The 25,061-nt window shown below is 38.1% G+C and carries 22 protein-coding genes; 13 read left to right on the plus strand and 9 right to left on the minus strand.

Annotation, left to right across the window (positions count from 1 at the left end; translation table 11 throughout):
• Positions 1 to 106 precede the first annotated feature (106 nt).
• From ccoG to A3Q33_RS10040, 3 genes are all read left to right on the plus strand, one after another.
• Entirely contained in the window at positions 107 to 1,486 is a 1,380-nt protein-coding gene (gene ccoG / locus A3Q33_RS10030) for a cytochrome c oxidase accessory protein CcoG (RefSeq protein ID WP_081179811.1), read from the plus strand.
• Positions 1,487 to 1,631: 145 nt separating this feature from the next.
• Positions 1,632 to 2,045, plus strand: coding sequence for a VOC family protein (locus A3Q33_RS10035; RefSeq protein WP_081182501.1), 414 nt, complete (start codon positions 1,632 to 1,634; stop codon positions 2,043 to 2,045).
• A 388-nt stretch (positions 2,046 to 2,433) separates the two neighbouring features.
• Positions 2,434 to 2,691, plus strand: coding sequence for a hypothetical protein (locus tag A3Q33_RS10040; RefSeq protein WP_081179812.1), 258 nt, complete (start codon positions 2,434 to 2,436; stop codon positions 2,689 to 2,691).
• Between the two features lie 117 nt (positions 2,692 to 2,808).
• Here the strand turns inward: A3Q33_RS10040 and metJ are convergent, their stop codons facing one another.
• Positions 2,809 to 3,153 carry a met regulon transcriptional regulator MetJ gene (gene metJ, locus A3Q33_RS10045; RefSeq protein WP_081151198.1) on the minus strand — a complete coding sequence of 115 codons (345 nt, stop codon included), beginning with the start codon at positions 3,151 to 3,153 and terminating at the stop codon, positions 2,809 to 2,811.
• Positions 3,154 to 3,383: 230 nt separating this feature from the next.
• On the opposite strand from metJ, the gene metB reads away from it, so the two are divergent.
• Positions 3,384 to 4,541, plus strand: a complete 1,158-nt coding sequence (metB, locus tag A3Q33_RS10050; protein WP_081179813.1) for a cystathionine gamma-synthase — start codon at positions 3,384 to 3,386, stop codon at positions 4,539 to 4,541.
• A gap of 105 nt (positions 4,542 to 4,646) precedes the next feature.
• Positions 4,647 to 7,154 (plus strand): bifunctional aspartate kinase/homoserine dehydrogenase II, encoded by a 2,508-nt coding sequence (gene metL, locus A3Q33_RS10055; RefSeq protein WP_081179814.1) that lies wholly within the window; start codon positions 4,647 to 4,649, stop codon positions 7,152 to 7,154.
• Positions 7,155 to 7,319: 165 nt separating this feature from the next.
• On the opposite strand, the gene A3Q33_RS10060 is transcribed toward metL, so the two are convergent.
• Positions 7,320 to 7,964, minus strand: coding sequence for a TorF family putative porin (locus A3Q33_RS10060; RefSeq protein ID WP_081179815.1), 645 nt, complete (start codon positions 7,962 to 7,964; stop codon positions 7,320 to 7,322).
• A 360-nt stretch (positions 7,965 to 8,324) separates the two neighbouring features.
• Here A3Q33_RS10060 and rpe point away from each other — a divergent pair, with 360 nt between their 5' ends.
• Together rpe and trpS are read left to right on the plus strand one after the other, a co-directional pair.
• Positions 8,325 to 8,996, plus strand: a complete 672-nt coding sequence (gene rpe, locus A3Q33_RS10065) for a ribulose-phosphate 3-epimerase (protein WP_081179816.1) — start codon at positions 8,325 to 8,327, stop codon at positions 8,994 to 8,996.
• Positions 8,997 to 9,047: 51 nt separating this feature from the next.
• A complete protein-coding gene (gene trpS, locus A3Q33_RS10070) occupies positions 9,048 to 10,052 on the plus strand; it encodes a tryptophan--tRNA ligase (protein WP_081179817.1) in 1,005 nt (334 codons plus the stop codon).
• 176 nt (positions 10,053 to 10,228) lie between these two features.
• Here trpS and A3Q33_RS10075 read toward each other — a convergent pair whose 3' ends face one another.
• Positions 10,229 to 11,197 (minus strand): FHA domain-containing protein, encoded by a 969-nt coding sequence (locus tag A3Q33_RS10075; protein ID WP_081179818.1) that lies wholly within the window; start codon positions 11,195 to 11,197, stop codon positions 10,229 to 10,231.
• Positions 11,188 to 12,441, minus strand: a complete 1,254-nt coding sequence (locus A3Q33_RS10080) for a S1 family peptidase (RefSeq protein ID WP_081179819.1) — start codon at positions 12,439 to 12,441, stop codon at positions 11,188 to 11,190. Before A3Q33_RS10080 ends, A3Q33_RS10075 begins: the two co-directional genes overlap by 10 nt.
• Before the next feature lie 427 nt (positions 12,442 to 12,868).
• Here A3Q33_RS10080 and A3Q33_RS10085 point away from each other — a divergent pair, with 427 nt between their 5' ends.
• The 4 genes from A3Q33_RS10085 (at position 12,869) to A3Q33_RS10100 (ending at position 17,460) form a co-directional block, all read left to right on the plus strand.
• Positions 12,869 to 14,947, plus strand: a complete 2,079-nt coding sequence (locus A3Q33_RS10085) for a bifunctional diguanylate cyclase/phosphodiesterase (RefSeq protein WP_081179820.1) — start codon at positions 12,869 to 12,871, stop codon at positions 14,945 to 14,947.
• Positions 14,948 to 15,392: 445 nt separating this feature from the next.
• Positions 15,393 to 15,785 (plus strand): MmcQ/YjbR family DNA-binding protein, encoded by a 393-nt coding sequence (locus A3Q33_RS10090; protein ID WP_081179821.1) that lies wholly within the window; start codon positions 15,393 to 15,395, stop codon positions 15,783 to 15,785.
• Between the two features lie 439 nt (positions 15,786 to 16,224).
• Positions 16,225 to 16,836 carry an HAD family hydrolase gene (locus A3Q33_RS10095; protein WP_231295851.1) on the plus strand — a complete coding sequence of 204 codons (612 nt, stop codon included), beginning with the start codon at positions 16,225 to 16,227 and terminating at the stop codon, positions 16,834 to 16,836.
• A 33-nt stretch (positions 16,837 to 16,869) separates the two neighbouring features.
• A complete protein-coding gene (locus A3Q33_RS10100; protein WP_231295827.1) occupies positions 16,870 to 17,460 on the plus strand; it encodes a CIA30 family protein in 591 nt (196 codons plus the stop codon).
• A gap of 38 nt (positions 17,461 to 17,498) precedes the next feature.
• On the opposite strand, the gene A3Q33_RS10105 is transcribed toward A3Q33_RS10100, so the two are convergent.
• The 3 genes from A3Q33_RS10105 to A3Q33_RS10115 all read right to left on the minus strand — a co-directional run bounded on the left by A3Q33_RS10105 (position 17,499) and on the right by A3Q33_RS10115 (position 19,368).
• The gene (locus tag A3Q33_RS10105; RefSeq protein ID WP_081179823.1) at positions 17,499 to 18,245 is read right to left on the minus strand and encodes an SDR family NAD(P)-dependent oxidoreductase; all 747 of its coding nucleotides are present in this window, start codon (positions 18,243 to 18,245) and stop codon (positions 17,499 to 17,501) included.
• Positions 18,208 to 18,633, minus strand: coding sequence for a thiol-disulfide oxidoreductase DCC family protein (locus A3Q33_RS10110; RefSeq protein ID WP_081179824.1), 426 nt, complete (start codon positions 18,631 to 18,633; stop codon positions 18,208 to 18,210). The genes A3Q33_RS10105 and A3Q33_RS10110 overlap by 38 nt, the downstream gene beginning before the upstream one ends.
• Before the next feature lie 84 nt (positions 18,634 to 18,717).
• Positions 18,718 to 19,368, minus strand: a complete 651-nt coding sequence (locus A3Q33_RS10115) for a flavin reductase family protein (RefSeq protein ID WP_081179825.1) — start codon at positions 19,366 to 19,368, stop codon at positions 18,718 to 18,720.
• A gap of 264 nt (positions 19,369 to 19,632) precedes the next feature.
• Here A3Q33_RS10115 and A3Q33_RS10120 point away from each other — a divergent pair, with 264 nt between their 5' ends.
• Both A3Q33_RS10120 and A3Q33_RS10125 read left to right on the plus strand, forming a co-directional pair.
• A complete protein-coding gene (locus A3Q33_RS10120; RefSeq protein ID WP_081179826.1) occupies positions 19,633 to 20,649 on the plus strand; it encodes an ABC transporter substrate-binding protein in 1,017 nt (338 codons plus the stop codon).
• A gap of 13 nt (positions 20,650 to 20,662) precedes the next feature.
• On the plus strand, positions 20,663 to 21,985 hold the full coding sequence (locus A3Q33_RS10125) for a GGDEF domain-containing protein (RefSeq protein WP_081179827.1): 1,323 nt from the start codon (positions 20,663 to 20,665) through the stop codon (positions 21,983 to 21,985).
• A 55-nt stretch (positions 21,986 to 22,040) separates the two neighbouring features.
• Here A3Q33_RS10125 and A3Q33_RS10130 read toward each other — a convergent pair whose 3' ends face one another.
• Both A3Q33_RS10130 and A3Q33_RS10135 read right to left on the minus strand, forming a co-directional pair.
• On the minus strand, positions 22,041 to 23,807 hold the full coding sequence (locus A3Q33_RS10130) for a sugar phosphorylase (RefSeq protein ID WP_081179828.1): 1,767 nt from the start codon (positions 23,805 to 23,807) through the stop codon (positions 22,041 to 22,043).
• A 14-nt stretch (positions 23,808 to 23,821) separates the two neighbouring features.
• Positions 23,822 to 25,048 (minus strand): glycosyltransferase family protein, encoded by a 1,227-nt coding sequence (locus A3Q33_RS10135; protein ID WP_081179829.1) that lies wholly within the window; start codon positions 25,046 to 25,048, stop codon positions 23,822 to 23,824.
• Positions 25,049 to 25,061: the final 13 nt, after the last annotated feature.

The following is a 25,061-nucleotide window of genomic DNA, read 5'->3' on the forward strand; positions in this document are numbered from 1 at the left end:
TTGATACATTTAAATTAACCTATTAAACAATGAGTTAATTTAAATGTATAAGTTGGTTCATATTTTGCTATTGGCAACTATCCTAACGTAGTTTTAGTAGTAAACCATGAAGTTTGATTTTAAAGCAGAAGATTTGATCATTAAGCCGTACAAATCTGAATCCTCAGTCTATGTTCGTAAACAAAAAGGTCGTTATCAACGTATTCGACAATTCACCGGCTTAGTCTTTGTTTTATTGTTTGTCTTGATACCTTGGCTTAATTTTCAAGGCAATCAGGCTATTTTACTCGATATTGGTCGGCAACAGTTTCATATTTTTTCACAAACATTTTTTCCGCAAGACTTTATCATTTTAGCGGGCTTATTGATTGTGAGTTGCTACTTACTTTTTTTTCTAACCACATGGCTTGGGCGAATTTGGTGCGGATATACGTGTCCTCAAACTGTATGGACCTTCAGCTTTATTTGGGTTGAAGAATGGTTAGAAGGTACTCGTAATCAACGTATTAAACGTAATGAACAGCCATTAACGTTAGATACATTAGCGAGAAAATCTGCCAAGCACTTTATTTGGGGGTTAATAGCTTTTTTTACTGCGACAACGTTTATCAGCTATTTTTTGCCCGCCCGCGAACTGTATCTTGATTTACTAGCATGGCAATGGGATGGGCTGACAACTTTCTGGGTGCTATTTTTTGCTGTTTGTACATACGGCAATGCCGGTTGGTTACGTGAAAAAATGTGTATTTACATGTGCCCGTATTCACGCTTTCAATCAGCTATGTTCGATAAAAATACCCTACTAGTTGCTTATGATAAAATGCGTGGTGAAAACCGCGGTGCGCGTAAACGTAACCAACAGCCAAAAGACCTAGGTTTGGGCGATTGTGTGGACTGTAACCTGTGTGTGGAAGTGTGCCCAGTGGGTATTGATATTCGTAATGGCTTGCAATACGAGTGTATTAACTGCGGTGCTTGTATTGATGCCTGTGATCAAACCATGAGCAAGTTTAATTACGCCAAGGGTTTAATCAGCTATACCAGTGAAAATGCACTCCAAGGTACCAAGGTTCAATTACTACGACCTAAAATTATCGGCTATGGTGTGATGTCGTTATTAGCGATGGCGTATATGATTTTTACTATTCAAGTGCGGGTGCCGATTGAGTTTTCTATTTTACGGGACCGTGGCACGTTATTTCAGCTCGATTTTCAAGATAACGTGACGAATAGTTACTTATTGAAAATTACTAATAAATCAAAAGTTGATCGGCAATTTAAGATCACGGTTTTGGAAAAAGTTGTGAGTTTAAGTGTTGACGGCAACGTGATGATCAAAGCCGGGGAAATCGCCAGTGTGCCTGTACATTTTACGATGACCCCGGAAAACATCAGCCAACAAATTACGCCAGTGACTCTGACTGTTGCCGTTGATAATATGCCGGATATTAAGGTTGTTAAACCAACCAAGTTTTTTTCAAATTAATTAACTAGTGGCTCGTTATGATGAAAAAAGACCTCAACGTGAGGTCTTTTTTAATTAAATCATGCAAAGTTAATTACGAAGAAAAAAATACGCTAGAATGGCGTTACTTGGACTATGAGTAGAGAAAATGAATAAAGAACAAAGCATGACTAAACCAATCAAACAAAGCATATCGAATATTGCACTCGTGGTCGAAGATTACGACGATGCGATTGAATTTTATACCAAAAAATTAAATTTTGAGCTCATTGAAGATACTGACTTAGGCGCTGGCAAACGTTGGGTACAAATATCTCCTCCAAATTCAGTTGGCACTAATCTCCTGCTGGCTAAAGCCAGTAATGCTCAGCAACAACAATCAGTCGGCAACCAAGCGGGTGGGCGAGTATTTTTGTTTCTACAAACTAATGATTTTTGGCGTGATTATGAAGCGATGAAAAGCCAAGGCGTTGAGTTTACTGAAGAACCCCGTATTGAAGCATATGGCACAGTAGTTGTATTTAAAGACTTGTATGGCACTAAATGGGATTTACTGCAGTTGAATAATGCTGGCGGGTAATGGCTGATAAAGTATTAGCTTTATTGATTGAAACTACGCAATATTAAATAACGGACCAGAGCTTATACCAAATGTAATAAGTTATTGACCAATTTTAAGCGAGGATAAATTGTTCAAGAATACATGTTTATTGTTCCAGACTAAACATAAGTACCTGCATCCCTGCAGGCAAGGCGTTTGATTGATTAGGGCATGGATGCCCGTAAGTAGAACAATGCAGGAGCAATTGTCGAGTAATAGCGGGCGTGTGTGATTGAAAACAACGCAGTTATTGACGATTTAAACCGCCTTAAAATGATCGATTATTTATTTCAATTGGTATTAGTGGCAAAACTGTAGATCTACATCCATAATAGATTAAATTTTATACTTTAAGAATGGTCGCAGCATGGAAGCAAATATAAAAATCAACACCGTTATACGTATTTTAGGTGGGTTAGTCTCAGTGCTATTTTTATTCACGGTTTATATTTCATTGTTTTCAAATGGTAAAATGGCTGTAGATATGGGGATTTCTGGTTTTATTTTTATACTACTTGTAGCCCCTGTCTGCATTTATGGTTACATTTCAGGTAAAATATTAGATAAGCTGCCAACTAATTTAGTCGATGTCATTAAGGGAAAGATATTGAGAGATAAGGATTAAGACTAAGTATATAAATACCTAATTGACTCATTTAAAATGGGCTCAACAATTTTTTGGAATAAAAAAGGCGCATTAAGCGCCTTTTGTCATTGATAAACCCAGTGTTTAATTACCCGATTAATCTTCTGTTTCTTCTTCAATTTCTGTTTCGTACTCGCTAAAATCCGTTACACCTTGGGCTTCTAAGGCTCTACGTACACTGGCGGGTAATTTTTGTGTGTTGTCTTTTGCTAAGTCACTATCGTCTGGCAAAGGCTGGCCAGTAAAAGCATGTAAAAATGCTTCACATAATAGTTCACTGTTGGTCGCATGACGCAAGTTATTGACTTGTCGACGTGTACGTTCATCAGTGAGCACTTTTAAAACACGTAAAGGGATAGACACGGTGATCTTTTTTACTTGTTCACTTTTCTTCCCGTGTTCGGCGTATGGGTTAAGATACTCGCCATTCCACTCTGCCATGAATATTCCTCAAACTTAAATGATTACGAAAAACTTATATTTAGCTTGTCTGGTATACCAGTTAGCGATAAGTTTATTCTTACTAGTTGATTTTACTGGTTGTGGGGCGTGAGTCAATAACGAATGTGTAGAAGTTTAGATGTCTAAAGTTCTTGACCCCAGAACTTAAACCATTTAGATTGATAGACGTCCAAACATCTAAATAGAAAAGTACCAATACTGGAGTACACATGAGCGAGAAAAAATTTGCCACTACCGCTGTTCGAGCGGGCATTAATAGTGACCAACAACACGGTGCTGTTATTCCAGCTATTCACCTTTCAAGTACTTATGCATTGAAAGGTTTTAATGAAAAACGTCAATTTGATTATTCACGTACCGGTAACCCAACACGCGCCACTTTTGCGCAAGCTATTGCAGAGTTAGAGCAAGGGGCTTTAGGTATTGTTACCAGTACGGGTATGTCAGCAGTACATCTTATTTGCCAATTACTGAGCCCGAAAGATACGGTTGTTATTCCACATGATTGTTACGGAGGTAGTTTTCGCTTATTTACCCATTTGGCAAAACGCGAGCTGTTTAATTTAGTGGTGGTTGACCAAAACGATCAAGCGGACTTATCACAAGCTTTGGCGAAAAAACCTAAATTAGTATTAATTGAATCGCCGAGCAACCCTTTGCTGAGGTTGGTAGATATAGCGGCCATAACAGAACAAGCCCATAGCGTGGGGGCATTAGTTGCGGTGGATAACACCTTTTTATCACCTGTTTTACAGCAGCCACTTTTACTGGGCGCCGATATCGTTTTTCACTCTACAACTAAATACATTAATGGACATAGCGATGTGGTTGGTGGTGTTTTAGTTACCAAAGAACTAGCGTTAGGTGAAGAACTTGCTTGGTGGGCAAATTGTATTGGCATTACAGGTTCAGCGTTTGATAGCTTCTTAGCGTTACGTGGTTTGAAAACATTGCCGATCAGAATGAAGCAGCATCAAATAAACGCTAATGCGGTCGCCGCATTTTTGCAGAAACATTCGGCTGTTGAAAAAGTTTATTTTCCAGGCTTAGCTGATCACCCACAACATGCTTTGGCTCAAAAACAGCAACATGACTTTGGTGCCATGATGAGCTTTGAACTTAAAGGTGGTGTTGAAGCCGTTAAAGTCTTGTTCGATAAACTAGAATTTTTCACCTTGGCACAATCATTAGGCGGTGTTGAAAGCTTAATCAGTCATCCATCGACCATGACCCATGCCGGGATGGAAATCGAAGCCCAATTGGCTGCCGGTATTACCCAGTCATTAGTTCGAATTTCAGTAGGTATTGAAGATATAGATGACATGCTTGCTGACCTTTCTCAAGCGCTTGATGCAAGCCAACTGTAATTCAGTTTGATGCGGTGCTTAGTCTTACTCATTCGCAAGAAGGAGACTAAGCACAAAGTAAATTTTTAAATCGGGCTGATAAATACAGTGGCCCTTGGTAATAAAATGATTGATTCTAATGCAGCGGTAACGCTCAGCCCTTCAAAAAATAAATTGGTCAAAGTTGGCTGCAATGTTCATAAGTTTGGTGGCAGCAGTTTAGCGACAAGTGCATGCGTTGAACGTGTGGTTGAAATTATTCGTCAGCATTGCCAGCTAAATGACATTATTGTGGTGTCTGCCAATGGTAATACGACTGATGCATTATTTAAACTTTATCAAATTGCCGTTGAACTCCAAGAAGTTACCTTGCTTAGTCCTGAAAAAGCAGGGGCGAGTAAAGAAGTAAGTTCCTTAAATATGCCGTTACTTGAGGCTATTGCAGCACTAGAGACTGCACAGGCAGCGTTAATTGATGAGCTATTAAATGCCAGTAGCGCCGCGAGATTAAAAAGCTTACTGAGTGACAACATTGGCCAAATATCAGCAAACTTACTGAGTGATCCTGTGAGTTATGAAAATGACTTATTAGCTTTTGGTGAGGTTTGGTCAGCAAGATTGTTATCGTCAGTATTGAGTGAAAGTGTTTGCCCTAGCTATATGTTAGATGCGAGAGATTTTCTCTTACTAGAGGATGAAAAAAATTGCGCTATTGACTATAGCACGAGTGAAAAAGGCTTTGCGAAGCGTAGACAACAAGAAAAATTGGTCATAGTAACTGGCTATATTGCGCGGAATAAACAACAGCAAGCTTGTACTTTGGGCCGTAATGGCAGTGATTACTCAGCAACCATAATGGCAGCATTGTCTGGTGCGCGTAACGTAACGCTTTGGACCGATGTTGATGGTATTTACAGTGCCGACCCACGTATTGTGCCGTCTGCGAGAAAGTTGCACCGCCTTCCGAATGCAGTTGCCAATGAACTTGGCCGCTTAGGCAACCCTGTACTGCACGCAAAAACCTTACAACCATTAACCAATCATAATACCCATTTGCATGTTGCCAGCAGTTTTGCCCCCGATATTAGCGGTAGTGAAATAGGTAAGTTTGGCCAAATAGCAAAACAAGAGCTGTCAGTCACCAGTTTGAACGATTTAATATTAGCAAAATCGACCAGTTTCTTAGCTAAGTCAGGAGAGTTAGCGGTGACTGAGTTCTCACCGATTTGTTCTAACCTTGACGAAGGCTACATAGTTGTAACGCAGGAGCAGCAAAAGTCGGTTAGCCAATGGCTAGCAAGCCATGACACTGAAGTCACTTTTAAGCCCGTGGCGATTATTGCCATTGTTGGTCATAGCGTGGCAAAACAAGGTGATATGCGCGCGCGATTTAAAAGGGCGCTTAAACATCAGCAAACCTTACATTTTTTACATTCTTTTAATGAACATAGTTATATTGCCATTTTACCTGAGCTTTGTTCCAGTGAAGTGCTAAACAATGTACACGCGGATATGACCAAAGACGCAAAAAACATAGCGCTTGTCGTCGCAGGTTTAGGTAATATTGGTCAACGATTTTTAACCATGTTACCAAAGCAAATTGCACGTGTTTCAGGCTTAGAAAATGTTCATTTAGTTGGCTTAGTCGGTGCGAGTAAAGCGTTGATAAATACCGATGGCATAGATGTAGCGAATGCGCTGGAGCATTATCAACAACAAGCGCAAAAGTATGATAGCGAACAATTATTAGCTTGGTTAACTAGTCATCCTTATGATGAATTGATTATTGTTGATATCACACCCAGTGAAGCTTTTAGCCATTTGTATCAAGAGTTTTTTGCCCGGGGTATACACGTTATCGGCGCGAACAAATGGGCCGCGTCTTCGAGCACTGAAAACTATCAACAACTGCTCAGCACCGCTGAAGACAATAAGAGTATTTGGCTGGGAAATACTACGGTTGGCGCTGGTTTACCTATTAATTCAACGATTAAAGAATTGTTGAATAGTGGCGACAAAATATCGGAAATTTCTGGCATATTTTCTGGCACGTTATCGTGGTTATTTCAGTATTACGATGGCGTAACACCATTTTCGGCACTGCTAAGTGATGCTTTATCGCAAGGCATTACAGAGCCAGACCCACGCGAAGATTTATCAGGTAGAGATGTACAACGTAAGTTATTAATACTCGCTCGTTCTGCTGGTTTTGAGTTATCGTTAGCTGACATTGACTGTCAAAGCCTAGTACCAGAAGACTTGCGTGATATCTCATTAGCAGAATTTCTTGAACGAACGTCAGAGCTTGATGAAATGTTTTTATCACGTTTAAAACAGGCGCAAGATAACGCTTGTGTTATTCGTTTTGTCGCCAGGTTTATAAGTGAAAACGATCAGCTGACAGCGAAAGTGAGCTTAGAAGAATTAAGCGAAACTGATGCCTTTGCGCAGTTAACCCCTTGCGATAACGTCTTTCAAATTAAAAGTGATTGGTATCAAGATAATGCCTTGATTATTCGTGGTCCGGGCGCAGGGCGTGATGTAACGGCGGGTGGTATTCATGCCGATTTGGTGACTATTTGTCAGCAATTAAATCATCGTTATCAGCAAGTTAAAATTAAAGGATTAAACTAAAGGATTAAACTAAACCGGCATATAAATATCGAAGATAAATTTACGAGCTGGTTGATTCAATGACTAGCACTTATCGGCGTTTAGAAGTAATCAAGTGTTGATGGATATATTAAAACCATCAACACTTTATTGTGCAATATTTTGTCAGCGTTCTGTCGCTAAATCTTAAAAAGATTTACCAATGCTAAATACTAAATTTTCGTCACTTGTCGAGCCAGATAATTCTTTTGAGTTTGCGACAATGGCAATACCTACATCAAAACCAGACACTTCTGTGCCGTAGCCAACTTCTAGGTAATCACCGTCAAAATCTTTACCCCAAGTACCATAAAGGGCATAAAAACCTTCATGTTCAACTTTAGCCGTTAAAAAGTCATAGTCTTGGTCTGCACCCGCTTCTACTTCCCATTCACCCACGTTATAAGTAAACGAGAACATTCCGTAGCTTAACCCTAAGTTTACTTCATTATAAGAGGTGTCGAAGTCACCTGTGTATTGGTAACTAGTAAAACCAACGTTATAGCCTAAACCACTGTCAAGTTCGCCATTGTAACCGCCATATATATCGACTTCTATGCCGGCTTGTACGTCAGCTCCCCATGCACCAATATAAAAGCCACTATTTTCATAATCAATACCAGCACTAGCGGAAGCGGTATCTGTTTGTACTACGCCACGAAAGATATATTGTGATACCACGCCAACATTAGCACTTAAGCCTTCTATGTCAGTAGCAGATGCAGCAGTTGAAGCAAGCGCAGAAGTCGCTAGGAGCATCGAAATTGATAAAGAGATAATTGATTTTTTCATGTTTTAGTCCACTAAGTTTTTATAATTGTTGTAGCTATTGCAAAGACAATGCCTGTATGACCGATTTTATAACAAATAATATTATATCAATAGCTTATGGTTGTTATTATTTATTTTGAGCTTAAATTTAATCGAAGGTTTGTGCTGAAGTGGTGCAAATACAGTCGCTTATGTTCAAATAAAGTGCACCGTTTGTGCTGAATAATTAAATACAATTATGGACGATTTAGCCAAAAGATTAAAATTTAAACGTTATCTTGCGATGTGCATTACATTTAATATCTATTTTTGTCGCTGATCTCAGTCGCAAAATTTGTACAATTAAGTTAAAGTAGCGCAAATTTTGTCAAGGTAATTACTATGTCTGATTTTCTTATTGCTCCATCAATTTTATCTGCAGACTTTGCTCGCTTGGGCGAAGAAGTTGCAAACGTACTTAGCGCTGGCGCTGATGTTATTCATTTTGATGTTATGGACAACCACTTTGTGCCAAATCTTACCTTTGGTTCAATGATATGCAAGTCACTACGAGATTACGGCATTACGGCTCCTATTGACGTACATTTGATGGTAAAACCTGTCGATAGCTTGATCCCTGATTTTGCTAAAGCAGGCGCTGATATTATCACTTTTCATCCTGAAGCTAGCGATCATATTGATAGAACATTACAGCTAATTAAAGATCACGGTTGTAAAGCAGGTTTAGTGTTAAACCCTGCAACACCGCTGCATGTTTTAGATTTTGTAATGGATAAGCTTGACGTTATTTTATTAATGTCAGTGAATCCGGGCTTCGGCGGTCAATCGTTTATTCCAACTACCTTGGACAAACTGCGTTTAGTACGTGAGAAAATTGACGCCAGTGGGTACGACATTCGTTTACAAGTAGATGGCGGTGTTAAAGCTGACAATATTGCTGACATAGCCAAAGCCGGCGCCGACATGTTTGTTGCGGGTTCAGCTATATTTTCAAAGCCAGATTACAAAGTTGCGATTGATGAAATGCGCGCAGCACTCGCGACAGTGAAATAATTAACAGTTAATTAATCGTGTAAATAATTCAGAAAAATTGAAGGATAAAAAATGAGTAAACCTATTGTACTAAGTGGCTGCCAGCCGTCAGGCGAGTTAACCATTGGTAATTATCTTGGCGCGTTAAAGCAATGGGTCAGCATGCAAGATAGCCACGAATGTTATTACATGTTGGTTGATCAACATGCGATCACTGTTCGTCCAGAGCCTGAAGCGTTACGTAAAGCGACTTTAGATGGCTTAGCGTTATATCTAGCCTGTGGTGTTGATCCTGAAAAAAGTACTATTTTTATTCAATCTCATGTGCCAGAACATGCCCAATTGAGCTGGGTATTAAATTGTTACACGCAAATGGGTGAACTAAATCGCATGACCCAATATAAAGATAAGTCTTCAAAATCTGAAGCTAATATGAACTCTGGTTTGTTTACTTATCCGGTATTAATGGCAGCAGATATTTTATTATACGGCGCAAACAAAGTGCCAGTGGGCGATGACCAAAAACAACACTTAGAATTAGCGCGCGATATTGCGACACGTTTTAATAATTTACACGGTGAAACGTTTAAAGTGCCAGAACCTTATATTCCAGAGTTTGGTGCCCGTGTTATGAGCTTATTAGAGCCAACGAAAAAAATGTCAAAATCTGATGCTAACCCAGGAAACTTTATTGGTTTATTAGAAGATACTAAGAAAATAACTAAGAAAATTAAACGTGCGGTAACTGACTCTGACGAGCAAGCCAATATCTATTTTGATGTAGCTGAAAAGCCGGGTGTATCTAACTTGTTATCACTTTTATCATGTACAACCGGTAAGTCAGTAGCTGAGCTTGTACCTGAATATGAAGATAAAATGTATGGTCACTTAAAAGGTGATGTTGCTGAAGCCGTGGTTGCTTTACTTGCGCCTATTCAAGAGCGCTATCATCAATTTCGTAACGACCAAGCGTATTTAGATGAAGTTATGCGCAAAGGCGCTGACAAAGCCTCTGCACGCGCCAGTAAATTGCTTGCTGAGGTTTATAAAGCGGTTGGTTTTATCGCCAAACCTTAATAAAGCTTGTACTGCGAAAAGCCTAAAACTAAAAAGCCTGAATTTATTCAGGCTTTTTAGTTTTAGGCTTTTCGCTTCAGAACACTGGCTTTAAAGGCCTTGTTTCAAGTACATAATTTAAAAACACCTTATTTCTAGTACCTTATTTCAAGTAAATAGCAAAGTGCAATATATCGCTATTCTTTACTGTCTTCTTCTGCGCTTTTCGTGGCTTTTTCAAATAACTTACTCGCGTCATTTACAAACGTCTCAACATCGCTACTTGGCGCGAATATGAAGGCTGGCGACATTATGGTGGTGTCGAACTGTGGGCGCGGATTAAAGTCCGGTTGCTTACTCATTTGTATTATAAAACTGCCGCCAAATAACAGCAGTATCAAACATGAAGCCACAACATTTCTACGACGTAAAGTCATGTGAAAGCCGACATAGCAGTTAAGCCAAAATAATCCAAACGCTAAAAGTAACGGAATAATAGATAACAACCAAAGCATTGAAAAGTTACTAGAAGTATTAAAATGCACAATGTTTTCAAAAATATCACTGAGCCACATCAAGTTGAAGAAGATAAAGCTAATGCCCATTTGGGTCCAAAAACGCGCGTCGTGTTTGGTTAAATGCGACACTAATGCAATACCTGCGGGCCATAAGGCAAAACCTAAGGTTAAGCCGATGGTTGGCACTAGCATTTGCGTTAGGGTAACTTCGTTAGCATTGTTTAAATTAATGATCCAACCACCAATTAAGGCAAATAAAGTCATGCTCAGTGCAAGCACTACTGGGTGGCGCGCTAAGTTGATTAAGCTATCGAATGGACTGATGGCAATACTTTCTGAAACCGGATGGTTAGGGAAAACAAAGCGTACTTGGCTTTTGCCAATGGTGATAATATCGCCAGAGCGCACTTGGTGTTGAATAACGTTTTCTTTGCTGTCTTCAATAAAACTACCATTAATAGAGCCTTGATCATCCACCAACCAATGTTCGCCATTAAAATGCAGTTGTAAGTGCTCAGGGCAAACATGTGGGTCACTAATAATAATGTCGTTATCGTAACCGCGCCCGATGGTAATGTTATTTGGCGCAAACTTATGGCGGCTTAATAATTTGTGGCCATGACTAAGTTCTTCGATAATTATTTCCATGAAACCGACTCCATAAATTTAGCTAAAAAGGCTAATGAGGTTTCTTGTGCAACACCAGAAATAGTAAAATGGCTGAGCAACGCGTATTGTTCGTGATCTATCGATATGGCAATGTACAGCACATCGTAAAGTGCAGGGAAATCTTTATAAGCGCGGGTACAAAACACCGCTTTATTATTGATATTACTGGTTTGAGGCATCACAAGGTCATGGTGACATTGATATTCAGTCACATCATCTTTACCGGCAAGATTACCCGGCGCAACTTGATTCAATTGACGTTCAAAAATATGATAAAACTTAGTGCTACCAATTTTATCTGACTCCATATAACGGTATTCCATTTCTAAAGAACCGGTAAAGAAGTCAGAAGAAATATAAGTATTTTCATCTAAATCGCAATTAGCAACGGCGGCCATAATTTGGGCATCCGCTTTGTCTGAGTTCGACTCGCCCCAACAACGCACAAAAGGTACATCGATGGTGGGAATTAAACCTCGACCTAATTGTTTTAGTTGCCAATTACTGTTCAAAATAGTGGTAATTAGCTTTTCTTGATTTTGCATCAGCTGGGCCGCCATTTGTTGCTCAATGCTTGTGGGCGGGCTCTGTTTATATTGTACGTACAGCGCATGTAACTTGTCGTGCGGTACTAAAAAGCCGATTTGATTACCCGACGTGGCAACATTAATACCGACAACTTCGGTATTTTTGTTAACAACCGGGCCGCCACTCATACCTGAGTTAACCGAGCCAGTAAAATGAATGCGGTCGTTAAATGATTCATTCTTTAAACCATTATACGTGCCCGGTACCACTATCATGCCTAAATCATGCGGGTTACCTAATGAATACAATTCTTCACCTTTGGTCGGTGCTTGCTGAGCTATCTGAAAATAAGGCATTTCAGAAGTGACTTCACGTTGCACTATAGCGAGATCGTTAATCACATCAACGCTCTTTAAGGTCAGTGCCGCTTTATTACCTTTGTTGTCTAAATATTCTATGGTGTATTTATGAGGATGACGCGCAAAACCTGAAATAACGTGATAGTTAGTGGCAATAAGGCCATCACTGCTAATTTGAAAGCCTGAACCAATAGATGACTTTTCGCCACTGGCTTTGTCGATTAAGCGAATTTGATAAAGCGAAGGGGCCAATTGTTTAAAAATTTCCTCGGCCTGCTCAACTGCGACACTTAGGGTACTAAAGCACATAAGTAACAGAGCAAAAATAGCTTTCATTGAATATCCTTTTTTATTATTACTTTAGGAACTGTTTGATCTTTAGGCAAAGCAGAACTTATCTGATGACCATTGTGCCAGTGTAATCAAATTTGTCATCTTTTATCCGACAAAATGACGGTTTTGTCTGTCGCGTTGCAAAGTTCATAGCAACGAAATGAAAAAGCGTATGGAGAATAAGCATTTCTGGGACGAGAAAGTTAGCATAAAGCGGCATAAAGTGATCAAGCAAATACACCTCCTCTTTAAATTAGTCTAGCGCTCGATGAGTTATGCAATATTTTCGTTCGAAATTTATTACATAACAAACTGAAATTAATAAGCTTGCTTTATAGCCTGTGATGAAAAAGTAATCATATAGATATAGGCTAAATTCATTTTATCTGTCTATTATTAAGTTAATGCGATTATTGGACTTCATCTCAATATGAAATCAAAAAAAGTTGTCAGTGCCTTAAGCCATGAATATGTTATTAATGATCCACTACACCAATTATTTGATGCAGTGAATGCTATTTCTGTTCAAGGGTACGACGAGGAACGACGTGTAATTTATTGGAATAAAGGTAGCGAATTACTTTATGGCTATAACAATGAAGAAGCGATAGGGCAAAAAATAGAAGATCTTATTATTCCTAAAGCAATGTCTGATTTCGTGATTGAAGCACATAAAAATTGGATAAAAAATGATATAGAAATACCGGCAGCAGAGCTTACTTTACTTGATAAATCAGGTAATGATGTCTGTGTTTTTTCAAGTCATGTAATGTTTATAAATCAATATAATAACAAGCAAATGTATTGTGTTGATATCGATTTAACAGACGTAAGGCAAGCGCAAGAGCAAGCAATATTTAAAGAGCATATGCTTGAAACTATATTTGAGGCTATACCCGATTTATTTTTCTTGATGGATTATCACGGAACTATTATAGATTATCATGCCAGTAATAAAGGTAGCCTGTTCGTAGCACCAGAGCAGTTTATCGGTAAAAATATGGCAACTATTTTACCTGCAGAAGTTACTCGAAAATTTCAGCGCTATATTGACAAAGCTTTAAAGCAAGAAAATATGATAAGTTTCGAATATGAACTTACTTTACCTCAAGGCATCGTTTATTTTGAGGCAAGAATAATCCACCTGCCGACATATAAACAAATCATGATTATTATTCGTGATATTACCGAACAACATAAAACCGCAGAGCTTATTCGTCACCAAGCTTATTATGACAGCTTAACTTTATTGCCCAATCGCTTTTCTGCACTCGACCGATTATCAAAAATACTGCTTGATGCACAAATATATGATGAGCAAGCCGCGGTGCTTTTTCTCGATTTAGACGACTTTAAAAAAGTGAATGATTCATTAGGTCATGAAGTTGGCGATAAACTTCTGATTGAATCGGCCAAGCGGTTACAGCAGGTATTACGAAAAGTCGATACGGTTGGTCGCTTAGGTGGTGATGATTTTATTGTTTTATTACCGGGATTAAATGATGCCCAGAGTGCGTTAGTTATTACTGAAAATTTACTTAAAACTTTTAGAGAGCCTTTTAAGGTTGAGGGTAGGGAATTAATACTGACCTTAAGTATCGGCGTAGCTATGTACCCTGAAAATGGTAATAGTGCTTCTGACTTGTTACGCAATGCTGATACGGCAATGTATCAAGCAAAATCTTTAGGGCGCAATACTTACTCATTTTTTACCAAAGAAATGAATGTCATTATTCAACGCCGTTTTGAAATTGAACAACAAATGCATGGAGCGTTAGAACGTGAAGAGTTTGAATTATATTATCAGCCACAATTTGATGTAAAAAGTGAAAAAATTATTGGTGCCGAAGCCTTATTGCGTTGGCACAATCCAACGCTTGGCAACGTTACACCAGAGGAGTTTATTCCTATTGCTGAACACACGGGCCTTATTGTTCTAATAGGTCGCTATGTTATAACACAAGCCTTGTGCTTTTTAAGTGCATGGCAAAATATTGATCAACAAAAATACACGATGGCAGTTAATTTATCTCCACGTCAATTTAGAGATTCTAAGCTACTGAGTATTATAAAAAACAGCCTGGATAAGGAAAATATTAACCCTAAATATTTGGAGCTTGAAATTACTGAGGGGTTATTAATGGGTGGGCAAACTTATGTTAGCGACGCCTTAGTTGAAATAAATGGACTGGGTATCAAGCTATCAATGGATGATTTTGGTACCGGCTATTCTTCGATTAGTTATTTAAGACAATACCCTTTTGAGGTATTAAAAATTGATCGAAGCTTTATAAGCGGGATAACAGTCAGTAAGGCAGATTATGACTTAGTTAAAGCCACTATTGCCATGTCACATAGCTTAGGATTAACCGTTGTTGCAGAAGGTGTAGAAACGAAAAAACAACTGAAATTATTGCACGAGTTAGGCTGTGACTCAGCACAAGGTTTCTATTTAAGTAAACCAATATCGGCCAAACAATTACTTGATTTTTCAGCCTCATTTTTATAATTAGTAGGCCTGGTTTTTACCTTTGTCATTCAATGTTTAACGAGTGGCACTATGTTTTTTTTTGAAGCATAAAGAGTAACAGCTATCATTTATGATTGGTTGTGATGAAAAACACTGATTTAAACCATAATCAGCGACGTTCACCACTGTCCATTATTTAATGCTCAATTCACGTTAATATCGTGCTGTTTGTTTGCACGCCAGCGCAAATATTCTATCAAGTTTAAGGGGTGTTTAAGTGAAATTTTTTGCCCTATATTATGATTTTAAAATAGCCAGATAAAAGCGTTAAATATACATGTGTTGGTTTTTTATCCTTGATTATAAAAGAATTAAAATATCGATAGATAAAAATAATTAGTTTTTATCTATCGATATTACTTGTTGAAAGCTAGTTATCAGCATACGCTATTACTAACCCACTTTAAGGCGCAGTATTGAAATTATGGATAGCATACAAGCAAAGCGTTATTTACTTAATAAATTAGAAACAATTGAATATTTTCCATTTGGCGATGATGTCAGTGTTTTTAAAGTAAAACATAAAATGTTTGCGACATTAGCGTTAGGTAAAGGGACTGAAAAAGGAACCGGTGGTAAAATGGCCGGGCATTATTGTGTTAATTTAAAGTGTGATCCTGAAGAAGCTGTTATGTTGCGCGATATATTTAGTGCAGTTATACCTGGCTATCACATGAATAAAGCACAGTGGAATACGGTGATATTAGATGGTTCAATTCCACAAGGTGAGATTGAGCGCATGATTGATAATTCTTATATGTTGGTAGTGAGCAAGATGCCTAAGAAAGATCAGGCTTCGCTTTTAATGCACTTATAGCATCGTATTTGTTGAAATTTTAGTTAGCTGTAGAATAGTCGATAATTTATGTTAATTGGCATAATTACCCGTTTGACGAAGTTTAACTTTATATTATTTATGTGTAACTTCGATACGACAAAATTCAATATTAAGGAACTAATAGCCTCTACAGCAGGTTATTTGTTGCCTTAATTAGTTTTTTCTTCCAGTGCAGAGCGCTTATTCACCTCAGGTATCTTGTTTAAATGCTTGCTGGTAAATCATCAATGGTGGCAAGTTATTAACTGACACTTTTACCTTACGTTGGCAAAGTTTGATCTTAATTTTATTTTGAGACGTATATTTTGAGACGTAAATTTTACAACGTAATATAATCGTGCTGATTGATAAAAATAAAACTTAATTCACGCTTGTGGTTAATTTACCGTGATTAAAATAGGAGTGTTTACCATTGTTAGTGAATAAATTATTGGGCGTGATATTTGATCTAGATAATACCTTGGTTTCTTCCACCTTGAATTTTCAGCAGATAAGGGCTGATTTGGGTTGTGATAACGATATCGATTTATTAGATTTCGTTGATGCTTTGCCAGAAGAACAGCGTATTGTTGCCCATAATTTAGTCGTTGAATATGAAATTAATGACGCGCTGAATGCAAAAAATCTTCTTGGTACTGAAGAACTCCTCGCACTGTTAGCTCAGTTAGATATTCCTTGTGCTATTGTCACACGAAATTGTCGTGAAGCGGCATTGATCAAAATGCAAAATAACAACATTGATATTGAACTGCTATTCACAAGAGCAGATCATAAAGCTAAACCCGCACCCGATGCTTTATTGCATTTAGCTCAGTTGTGGCAAGTAAAGCCTGAAAATTTATTATATGTTGGTGACTACTTATATGACCTGCAAGCCGCAAAAAATGCTAATACTATGTCATGTTTAGTTACACATGGCGAAACGCTTGAATATGCTAGCTTGGCCAATATTGTAGTAAACGAGCTTACAGAGCTAAGTGATGGTATTACTAAAGTTTTTGCTGGTGAGCCTGCCGATTTTTCTGGTTAGTAATCATATTTTATAAATGAATAGGCAAGCATAATGCGAGTTGCACCTTATGTACTTTTATTCTTTCCTCTGCTCGCCGGCGTTTCCGCTGCCAGCAACGAGATGCAGCAAGCGCTTATTACTGACAAAAAAGAGTCTACCTTTATGATTGATTTTACCGAGCAACATAACCTTGAAAATTGGCGCATAACTAATGATGGAGTTATGGGAGGAAAATCCCAAGGGCATTTTTCATTACAAGGAAATAAAGCGGTTTTTGAAGGCAATATTTCGCTGGATAATAACGGCGGCTTTAGTTCAGTATTTCGTTCGATAGAACCTTTGTCTAAAGGCCTTAAGACTGTAACGATCAATGTACTAGGTGACGGATTGACGTATCAGTTAAGAGCGAGCGTAACACTTGATGGTTATCGGTTGGCTTATAAACAGCACTTCAATACGGTTGTAGGTCAACAAGAAGAATTAACCTTTATACTGGCTGATTTTCAAGCATCGTTCAGGGGGCGTAATATTTCTAACGCACCCGTTTTATTAGCAGAAAACATCATCGAAGTGGGGTTTTTAGTGACAAGAAAGGCTGCAGGACCGTTTTCATTAGCGATTTCAAGTGTGGCTTTTAAATAAGCCAGTTCGACATTTTTTCAACAACAGGCTTACCAAAACTACCAATTAATGACTTCACCCTGCCAATCGAGATAACTTGCTGTTTGGTCTAATGGCGCTTTTTCAACAATATCTAATAGCTGTGTAGCGACAAACTCTGAGCTGAAAAGCTTATTAGCTGGGACATTCTTTTGGAATGGTTTTGATAGTGGCGTATCTGTTGTCCCTGGGTGAAAAGCAATTAACTTAATGTTTTTCGCTCTGCGGGCTAACTCTATTGCCGCGGTTTTAACCATCATGTTTAATGCCGCTTTTGATGCCCTATAGCTATACCAACCCCCTAAACGATTATCACTGATACTGCCAACTCGGGCACTAAATAGCACGAATTTGCAGGGTGACTTCCCTGTCAATAAAGGGGTTAACTTTTGTATCCACAACATTGGCGTTAAGGTATTTGATGTTATAACTTCCATAAATGCTTGGGCGTCAAAATCTTCTAAACGCTTTTCTGGTTGAATAGTGTCATTATGCAGTATGCCATTACAGACAAATACGCGAGTTATTGGCGCATGATCATGTTGTGCTAATAACCTTATGGCTTGGTCTATAGACTGTGGTTGGTAGTCTTTAAGCATAATTTTGGTAACATTATCTGCTAGAGTTTCGCTAGTTACTGACTCATTATCCACTAAGCCTCGACTGATCAATAGTAAACCTGTGCTTTCTGAAGTCTGTATTTGTGTGGCAATGGCTTTACCAATATTGCTATTTGCGCCGATGATCAGTGTTTGTTCGGTTGTCATAACATGTTCCTGAAGTACAGTGAGTGGTTTTAATGTTAAATACTTTGGCGAGTAACGCTGAAATTTGATGACGGTATTTTGCTAAACCTAAATATGCCCAGTGGCTAATGGTTTTAATTATAGGCCAATTTAATGGTGCAACCCAAAAGCCTTTACCTACTATAGTCCAAGCCCTATGTGTAACCTCAAGCCCAAGTAAAATTTGCCCGTTGTAGTACCCATGCAATATTTTCATAGCGGCGTCAAAACTAACGCTAGGGTAGCGTGTAGAAAAATCGCTTTGGTGTATATCCACTAAGTGAATAGTATTTTCTTTATCATGCTTTTTTAGGTGCGCCATTTCAGTTGCACATAGCGGGCAGTTGCCATCATAAAAAATTGTTAACATGAAATTATCCCCGTAAGGTTTATATCACCTTAGCTTATCTTTAGCTTATCTTTAGCTTATCTTTAGCTTATTTTTAGATTGTTTTTAGGTCTTGCCATCGATTGAAATTTTTGTCGGTAATATACCTGGCTTAGCATAACTTAAACGTGAGAGTCGCTTACTGGTATGGTAACTGTCGAGCCCTGAAACCATTACGGTGTTTAATGATTCAATATCAATATAACCGTCCGTCCTAATCGCTGCGCTATCACAGAGAATATCGGTTATCTCGCCAATGACTAACAAAGTATTATTTAGTCGAATTGGCACTATTTCGTTAAGCTTTAAAGCATATTTTAGCTGGCTTTCTTGTACGAATGGCGCATCTACATTGTCGATAAAGTGTGGCGTTAATCCGGTTTGTTTAAATTCACATTCGTCATCACCATAGCGTGCCGATGTTTGATGAGCAGCCTGCCAAAAATCGGCATTAACCTGATTAATGGTAAACTGTCCTGTTTGCTGAATATTTCTTAAGGTATGTCTTTCTACGCTGTCAGGACGTGAAATAAATCCGACTAAGGCCGGAGCTGCGCCAAGATGAAATACGGAGCTAAAAATTGCCAAGTTATTAATGTTTTTATCATCGCGAGTACCAATAAGGTTGGCGCTTTTAAAGCCAGACAAGCTATTAATAATCTGAACTCTATATTGTGGATCCATTTTTAGCAGTTCTTCGTGATTAATATATTTCATGTAAGTAATGTCTGGTAAGTTGTATCTTATATTCCATTACGTAATGGATAGCATTTTCGATCACCTCTGTGTTTTGGCTTAGTGAGAAGATAAATTAATTTTATGACTTCAATTAGCTTTGTCACGTGGCTTAGCGGTAGTAATTTTTACCGTAATTAAAAAGCAGTTTGAAATTCAACTGCTAATATTATTATTTAATAGCTTATCGTATTAAATGTGTACCATCTTAGCCCATCATAAAAGTGAATAGGAAAAAACCAAAGATTGAAAAACTTCTCTGAAAAACACTCACTAGCATCTTACATAACCGTGCTCATTATTATTGGTATTGGAATAGCTTATTTTTATTTACAACATCTTGGGCATCAGGAAAAAACCTCTATTACAATTGCTGTTTCTAAAACCCCACTGTCTGCACCTTTTTATGTTGCTAAAGCGATCCATGCTTTTGATGATACTTGTGTCAAAATTGAATATGATCAGGTGATAGGAGGCCATGCCGCATTTGAAAAAGTGATGAGTGGTAAGGTTGATTTTGGTACCAGTTCTGATTCTGTTATTGCTTTTCAAAGTTTAACTACACATAAGCCGTCCTTTGTAACCCATGCAATGTTTGTGCAATCAGATAATGACGTGAAATTAATTACTCGCGCCTCTGAAAATATTGAATCTACAAGTGATCTCAAGGGAAGAAGAGTCGGAGTGACTAAAGGCACATCCAGCGAATATATTTTAAGTACCTTGTTAGCGATTGAAGGCTTAACTATTGAGGATATTGAGTTAATCGACTATAAGCCAGAACAATTACTACAGGGCTTTAGTAATGGGGAGGTTGACGCTATTCTTCCTTGGGAGCCTTTTGCTTTTCAAGCACGACAACTGCTCAATAACAAAATAAAAATTCATGATACTAAAAGCTTAAGTACGCTGAGCTTCAATTTACTTTCTCAAACAGCAAATAACCAGCTCGTAGAAAAAGCACAATGCGTGATCGAAGGTTTACGACTGGCCATTGACTATATTGTCTCGAATCCTAAAGAATCTAAAAAAATAGTGGTAGATGAACTTCAAGTAGACCCTGCGTTTATTGAGTGGGTATGGTCTGATTATATTTTTAAGCTTAGCTTGAATCATTCACTGATATTAAATATTAAATCTCAAGCTATTTGGGCCATGGAAGCAAAATTAGGGGAGTATAACAGTGTTTACAATTCTGAGCTTTTTGTTGATAGTAGGGCGCTAACAAAGGTAGAACCAGGATCTGTGAATTTATCACTGTAAATAAGGATATTTTATGAAGTTAAGCTTACAGCAGCACATATACTCTTTTACACTCAGTAGCTGTTTATTTTTTATTGTACTTGTTATCAGTATTCTATGGTCAATTCATGTGGTAAATATTGCCTTAGAAAGAGAAAGGTATGCCAATAAAATTGAGAATCATGCCAATATTTTAAAACAATTTATTAGTAGTGAAAATATATATGCTAGCGACTTTAATACCGATAGTTGGTTGGTTTTAGATCGTGAATTTAGTGCGTTATTGAGACTACCCCCAAGTTTGACGCCACAACAACAAACCATTCAAAATAGTATTGAAAGTCAGAATAAAAATGTACTGCGCTTATTTAATGCCATCAATAAAAATAAATTAATAAATGCAGATGACAAAATAAAAACCCATTTAAAAGTGAGATTAATAACACAGTTAGAAGCGATAAAAGCCGACTCGATGCAGCTATACAGAACCGTGCAAGTCGATGTAAATAATGTTATTCGACAGCAGGTTATACTTATTTTATTTATATTGTCTCTGAGCCTTTTAATTTTAGTTTTTGGTGCTTTTAAGTTAGGGAGAATATTTAGAACCTCACTTAAAGAAATTAAATTAGCTTTTGCAAAAAATCGCAGCGGAAACTTCCAGAAAATACAACTGACTAATAAATCGGAAGAGTTTGACAGTATCGCTAACGCATTTAACGACATGAACAAAGAGTTAAGTGAAACCACTATTTCTTTAGAGTCAATGACTCAAATTGTCGCAGAAAGAACCCAAGTACTTGAACAGTTATCTAATACTGACCCGTTAACTGAAGTGGCCAATCGCCGAGCGCTATTTGAACGAGGAAATGCTGAGTTTTCTCGTTTTCAACGCACTAAAAACAAGTTTACGGTTATATTACTAGATTGTGATCTATTTAAAGATGTAAACGATCAATATGGCCATTCATTTGGCGATGAGGTTTTAAAGCACCTGTGCAAAGTATGTACTGGAGAAATACGCAATATTGATTTTTTTGCTCGTTATGGCGGAGAAGAATTTATAATTCTTTTACCTGATAGTGAGCTAAGTGGGGCCGTAAAAACCGCTGAGCGCATTCAAATATCTTTAGCAAATAATGGTATTACATTTCAAGGTAAAGATATTGGTGTGACTTTAAGTTTAGGTATTTGTTCGGTTAACGACCAACATAGTAACTTTGAAGACGTAATAAAAGGTGCAGATATTGCCATGTATAGAGCCAAGGAAAATGGCCGTAACAGAATCGAAGTTATAGAGGTTGACTCGTTACGTGATGCAGCTACAAGTGATGCTGTTACTGAAGACAGCATCTAACTTTATTTCAACGCGTGTTGATCTTCCCCCGATAAAACGGACCCATTTTACCTGGTTATGCATTGTGTTTGTTATGCATGCCGTTTGATATCCATACTGTTTGATAAGGAGACAACATTAGCGCTTGCGTTAACTCGGTTATTTCTTCGCCGCTAATCAATTCTACCCAGTCTTCTGTAACGATTAGGTTAAGCTCACTTAAGGGTAATGTGACAGGTTTATCTGAAATATTACTGACACAAAATATGCTTTGTTTTCTATTCTGGCTTTGTCGCCAGAAGCCAAATAATTTTAAGCCTAAATGGAGCGTAAATTGGGTGGCATTGGGATGAAATGCTGGCTGTTTTATGCGCTTACTTAATAATGACTTTAACGTTGAAAGCACTTTTGCATGATGTAAGTTATTATCCGCTAAGGCCAGTTCTAATGCATCTTCATCCCAGCGGTGTCGGTTAATCGAGCGATTATTGTGGGTATTAGCAAGTTTGTTATAATCGTTTTGTGTCCCCAGCATACTGTGAATATAAATCCCTGGAATACCTTCGAGGGCAAACATAATGGCATGTGCACAAATAAAACGTTCAAAATTCCACTGATCTTTACCTTTAACGGTGCCTTGCAGTGCATCATAAAGCGCCACATTCATTTCATAAGCTTTTTGCTCGCCATTGTCTGACGTTCGCCATGAAATTTTACCGCCAAAGCTTTCGACAGTTTGCACTAAATTATCAAGCTCAGCGTCACTTAATAAGCCTTCAGCTGGGCGTAAGCCAATACCGTCATGCGAGGCAATGAAGTTGAAATACATAGTACCGTCTTGCGAAGGTGGCATACTCATAAGCCAGCGCTTTAAATGCGTACAGTTACCGGTCAGTAATGTGTTGATGAGCAAAGGAGGCAACGAAAAATTATAAATACCATGCGCTTCATTTGCGTTGCCAAAGTAGGTTAAATTTTGGGTGTTAGGGATATTGGTTTCGGTAATGATAATAGCTTTGGGGTCTGCAGACTCAATTAACGTGCGTAATAATCGCACAATTTCATGCGTTTGAGGTAAGTTGATACAATCGCGACCGACAATTTTCCATAAAAATGCAATGGCATCAAACCTAAAAATTTTAACGCCGCTATCAAGGTACTGCCTGATGATGGAAGTAAACGCTTTTAATACTTCGGGGTTACGAAAGTCAAAATCTACTTGGTCGTGACTAAAGGTACACCACACGAATTTTTGCCCCTGACCGGTAACCACCTCTTTTAATAAAGGCGATGTTCGTGGTCGAACAACGATAGATAAATCATCGTCTAATTGTGCGGTAAAGAAAAAGTCATGGCCTTGTCCTTCCCCTTTTATAAAATTGTCGAACCATGCACTGCGGCTTGAGCAATGATTAATCACTAAATCTGACATCAGTTGATAATGTTGACTTATTTCAGTGATATCTTGCCAACTGCCTAAAGATTCATTAACCGAAGAGTAATCGATTACCGAAAAGCCATCATCAGAGCTGTAGGGAAAAAATGGCAAAATATGCACACTATTGATAGTGGCTTTCACATGATTATCTAAAAACGTTTTTAATGTATGTAACGGTTGATGACCTGTTTTTATAATACTGTCACCATAGGCGATCAACACAATATCAGTTTCCGACCAATGATTAGTAAAAGGCTTTGGTGGCTCCATATCGCCAGATAATTGCATAATATCAATCAGAGCATCAGCAATGTTATGTGTTGACTCTTTAAGTGTTACATCTTGATAAATAGTCGAAAGCTGTTGAATTAATTTGTTTTTTAACGGTTCACTCTGCGCTGACATAGTCGACAATTCCCTTAATTTTGATTAAATTCTTGGTTATCTAGCTCTACTGCTTCTTTTAGTTGCGATAAAATATCAGGAATAGCACTAATAACGCGATTCCATGAAGGAATAAATGGCGTTTCCATTGGATTTTCTAAGAAAGTATTGCCCGCCGTTAAAATATTTTGCGCAAACATTTCAACCGCTTTTTCTTCACTATGAATATCGAGTTCAAGCCCATTCATCATTGCGTCATTTCGGTAGGTTTCAACGTAATCTAAAGCAATACGATAGTAAGTTGCTTTTAATGTTCTAAATTTTTCAGCGCTGAACGTTTCACCTTGAGTAGCGAGCTTACGAATAAAGGCTTTACTGATATCAATCGACATTTTTGACAGACCGCCAGCCGTATTATCTAAAGACAAGTCCTGATGTTTATGGTCGTAAGTGGCGGCAATATCTACTTGGCATAAGCGGTTTGGTGAGTAGTTGCGATACATTTCAGATAATACGCCAATCTCTAATCCCCAGTCACTTGGAATGCGAATATCACTTAATACATCGCGACGAAATGAAAACTCACCGGCTAAGGGATACAAAAAGCTGTCCATATACTCAAGATAATCACAATGGCCAACGGTTTTTTTCAGGGCTTTAATCAATGGCGTAACCAATAAACGAGAAACACGGCCGTTAATTTTTCCACCAGCAACGCGGGCATAAAAACCCTTGGCAAATTCATAATTAAACAATGGATTAGCCACTGGATAAAGGAGTCGGTCAAGTAACTCTTTTTCATAAGTTAAAATATCACAGTCATGCAGCGCAATAGAGTCAGCTTTACCTGAAGATAAAATATAGCCCATGCAATACCAAACGTTTCGTCCTTTACCTAACTCTTTGGGTGCTAAACCTAAGGCTTGTAATTTCGCATCTATTGCTTGTAGTCTTGGGCCGTCATTCCATAATACGCGGTGATGTTGAGGTAACTGGCCAAAAAATGATAACGCGTGTTTGTATTGCGCTAAATCTGCGCGGTCTAAGCCGATAACTATTTCTGATAAATATTTAACGTCTTTAATTTTACTTATAATATCTGGTAAAGCCTTACCCTCTAACTCGGAAAATAGTGACGGTAAAATTAGCCCTAATGAGCGTGATTTTGAGAACGCTAGTAACTCATCGGCCATATTTTCTGGCGCGCGTTGAGCTAAGTTATGTAACGTGGTAACGGTTCCATTTTGATAAAAGTCAGCCATGATTTACCTCTGA

The sequence above is a fragment of the Colwellia sp. PAMC 21821 genome (genome assembly GCF_002077175.1).
Lineage (GTDB): Bacteria > Pseudomonadota > Gammaproteobacteria > Enterobacterales > Alteromonadaceae > Cognaticolwellia.

Coding starts and splice junctions, on each gene's coding strand:
- A3Q33_RS10115 (WP_081179825.1), bottom strand. CDS start 19,368: ATGAAATATATTAATCACGAAGAACTGCTAAAAATGGATCCACAATAT.
- metJ (WP_081151198.1), bottom strand. CDS start 3,153: ATGGCAGAGTGGAATGGCGAGTATCTTAACCCATACGCCGAACACGGG.
- A3Q33_RS10105 (WP_081179823.1), bottom strand. CDS start 18,245: ATGACAACCGAACAAACACTGATCATCGGCGCAAATAGCAATATTGGT.
- trpS (WP_081179817.1), top strand. CDS start 9,048: ATGAGTAAACCTATTGTACTAAGTGGCTGCCAGCCGTCAGGCGAGTTA.
- A3Q33_RS10100 (WP_231295827.1), top strand. CDS start 16,870: ATGCGAGTTGCACCTTATGTACTTTTATTCTTTCCTCTGCTCGCCGGC.
- A3Q33_RS10075 (WP_081179818.1), bottom strand. CDS start 11,197: ATGGAAATAATTATCGAAGAACTTAGTCATGGCCACAAATTATTAAGC.
- rpe (WP_081179816.1), top strand. CDS start 8,325: ATGTCTGATTTTCTTATTGCTCCATCAATTTTATCTGCAGACTTTGCT.
- A3Q33_RS10125 (WP_081179827.1), top strand. CDS start 20,663: ATGAAGTTAAGCTTACAGCAGCACATATACTCTTTTACACTCAGTAGC.
- A3Q33_RS10135 (WP_081179829.1), bottom strand. CDS start 25,048: ATGGCTGACTTTTATCAAAATGGAACCGTTACCACGTTACATAACTTA.
- A3Q33_RS10060 (WP_081179815.1), bottom strand. CDS start 7,964: ATGAAAAAATCAATTATCTCTTTATCAATTTCGATGCTCCTAGCGACT.
- A3Q33_RS10080 (WP_081179819.1), bottom strand. CDS start 12,441: ATGAAAGCTATTTTTGCTCTGTTACTTATGTGCTTTAGTACCCTAAGT.
- metB (WP_081179813.1), top strand. CDS start 3,384: ATGAGCGAGAAAAAATTTGCCACTACCGCTGTTCGAGCGGGCATTAAT.
- A3Q33_RS10110 (WP_081179824.1), bottom strand. CDS start 18,633: ATGTTAACAATTTTTTATGATGGCAACTGCCCGCTATGTGCAACTGAA.
- A3Q33_RS10040 (WP_081179812.1), top strand. CDS start 2,434: ATGGAAGCAAATATAAAAATCAACACCGTTATACGTATTTTAGGTGGG.
- A3Q33_RS10130 (WP_081179828.1), bottom strand. CDS start 23,807: ATGTCAGCGCAGAGTGAACCGTTAAAAAACAAATTAATTCAACAGCTT.
- ccoG (WP_081179811.1), top strand. CDS start 107: ATGAAGTTTGATTTTAAAGCAGAAGATTTGATCATTAAGCCGTACAAA.
- A3Q33_RS10090 (WP_081179821.1), top strand. CDS start 15,393: ATGGATAGCATACAAGCAAAGCGTTATTTACTTAATAAATTAGAAACA.
- metL (WP_081179814.1), top strand. CDS start 4,647: ATGATTGATTCTAATGCAGCGGTAACGCTCAGCCCTTCAAAAAATAAA.
- A3Q33_RS10035 (WP_081182501.1), top strand. CDS start 1,632: ATGACTAAACCAATCAAACAAAGCATATCGAATATTGCACTCGTGGTC.
- A3Q33_RS10085 (WP_081179820.1), top strand. CDS start 12,869: ATGAAATCAAAAAAAGTTGTCAGTGCCTTAAGCCATGAATATGTTATT.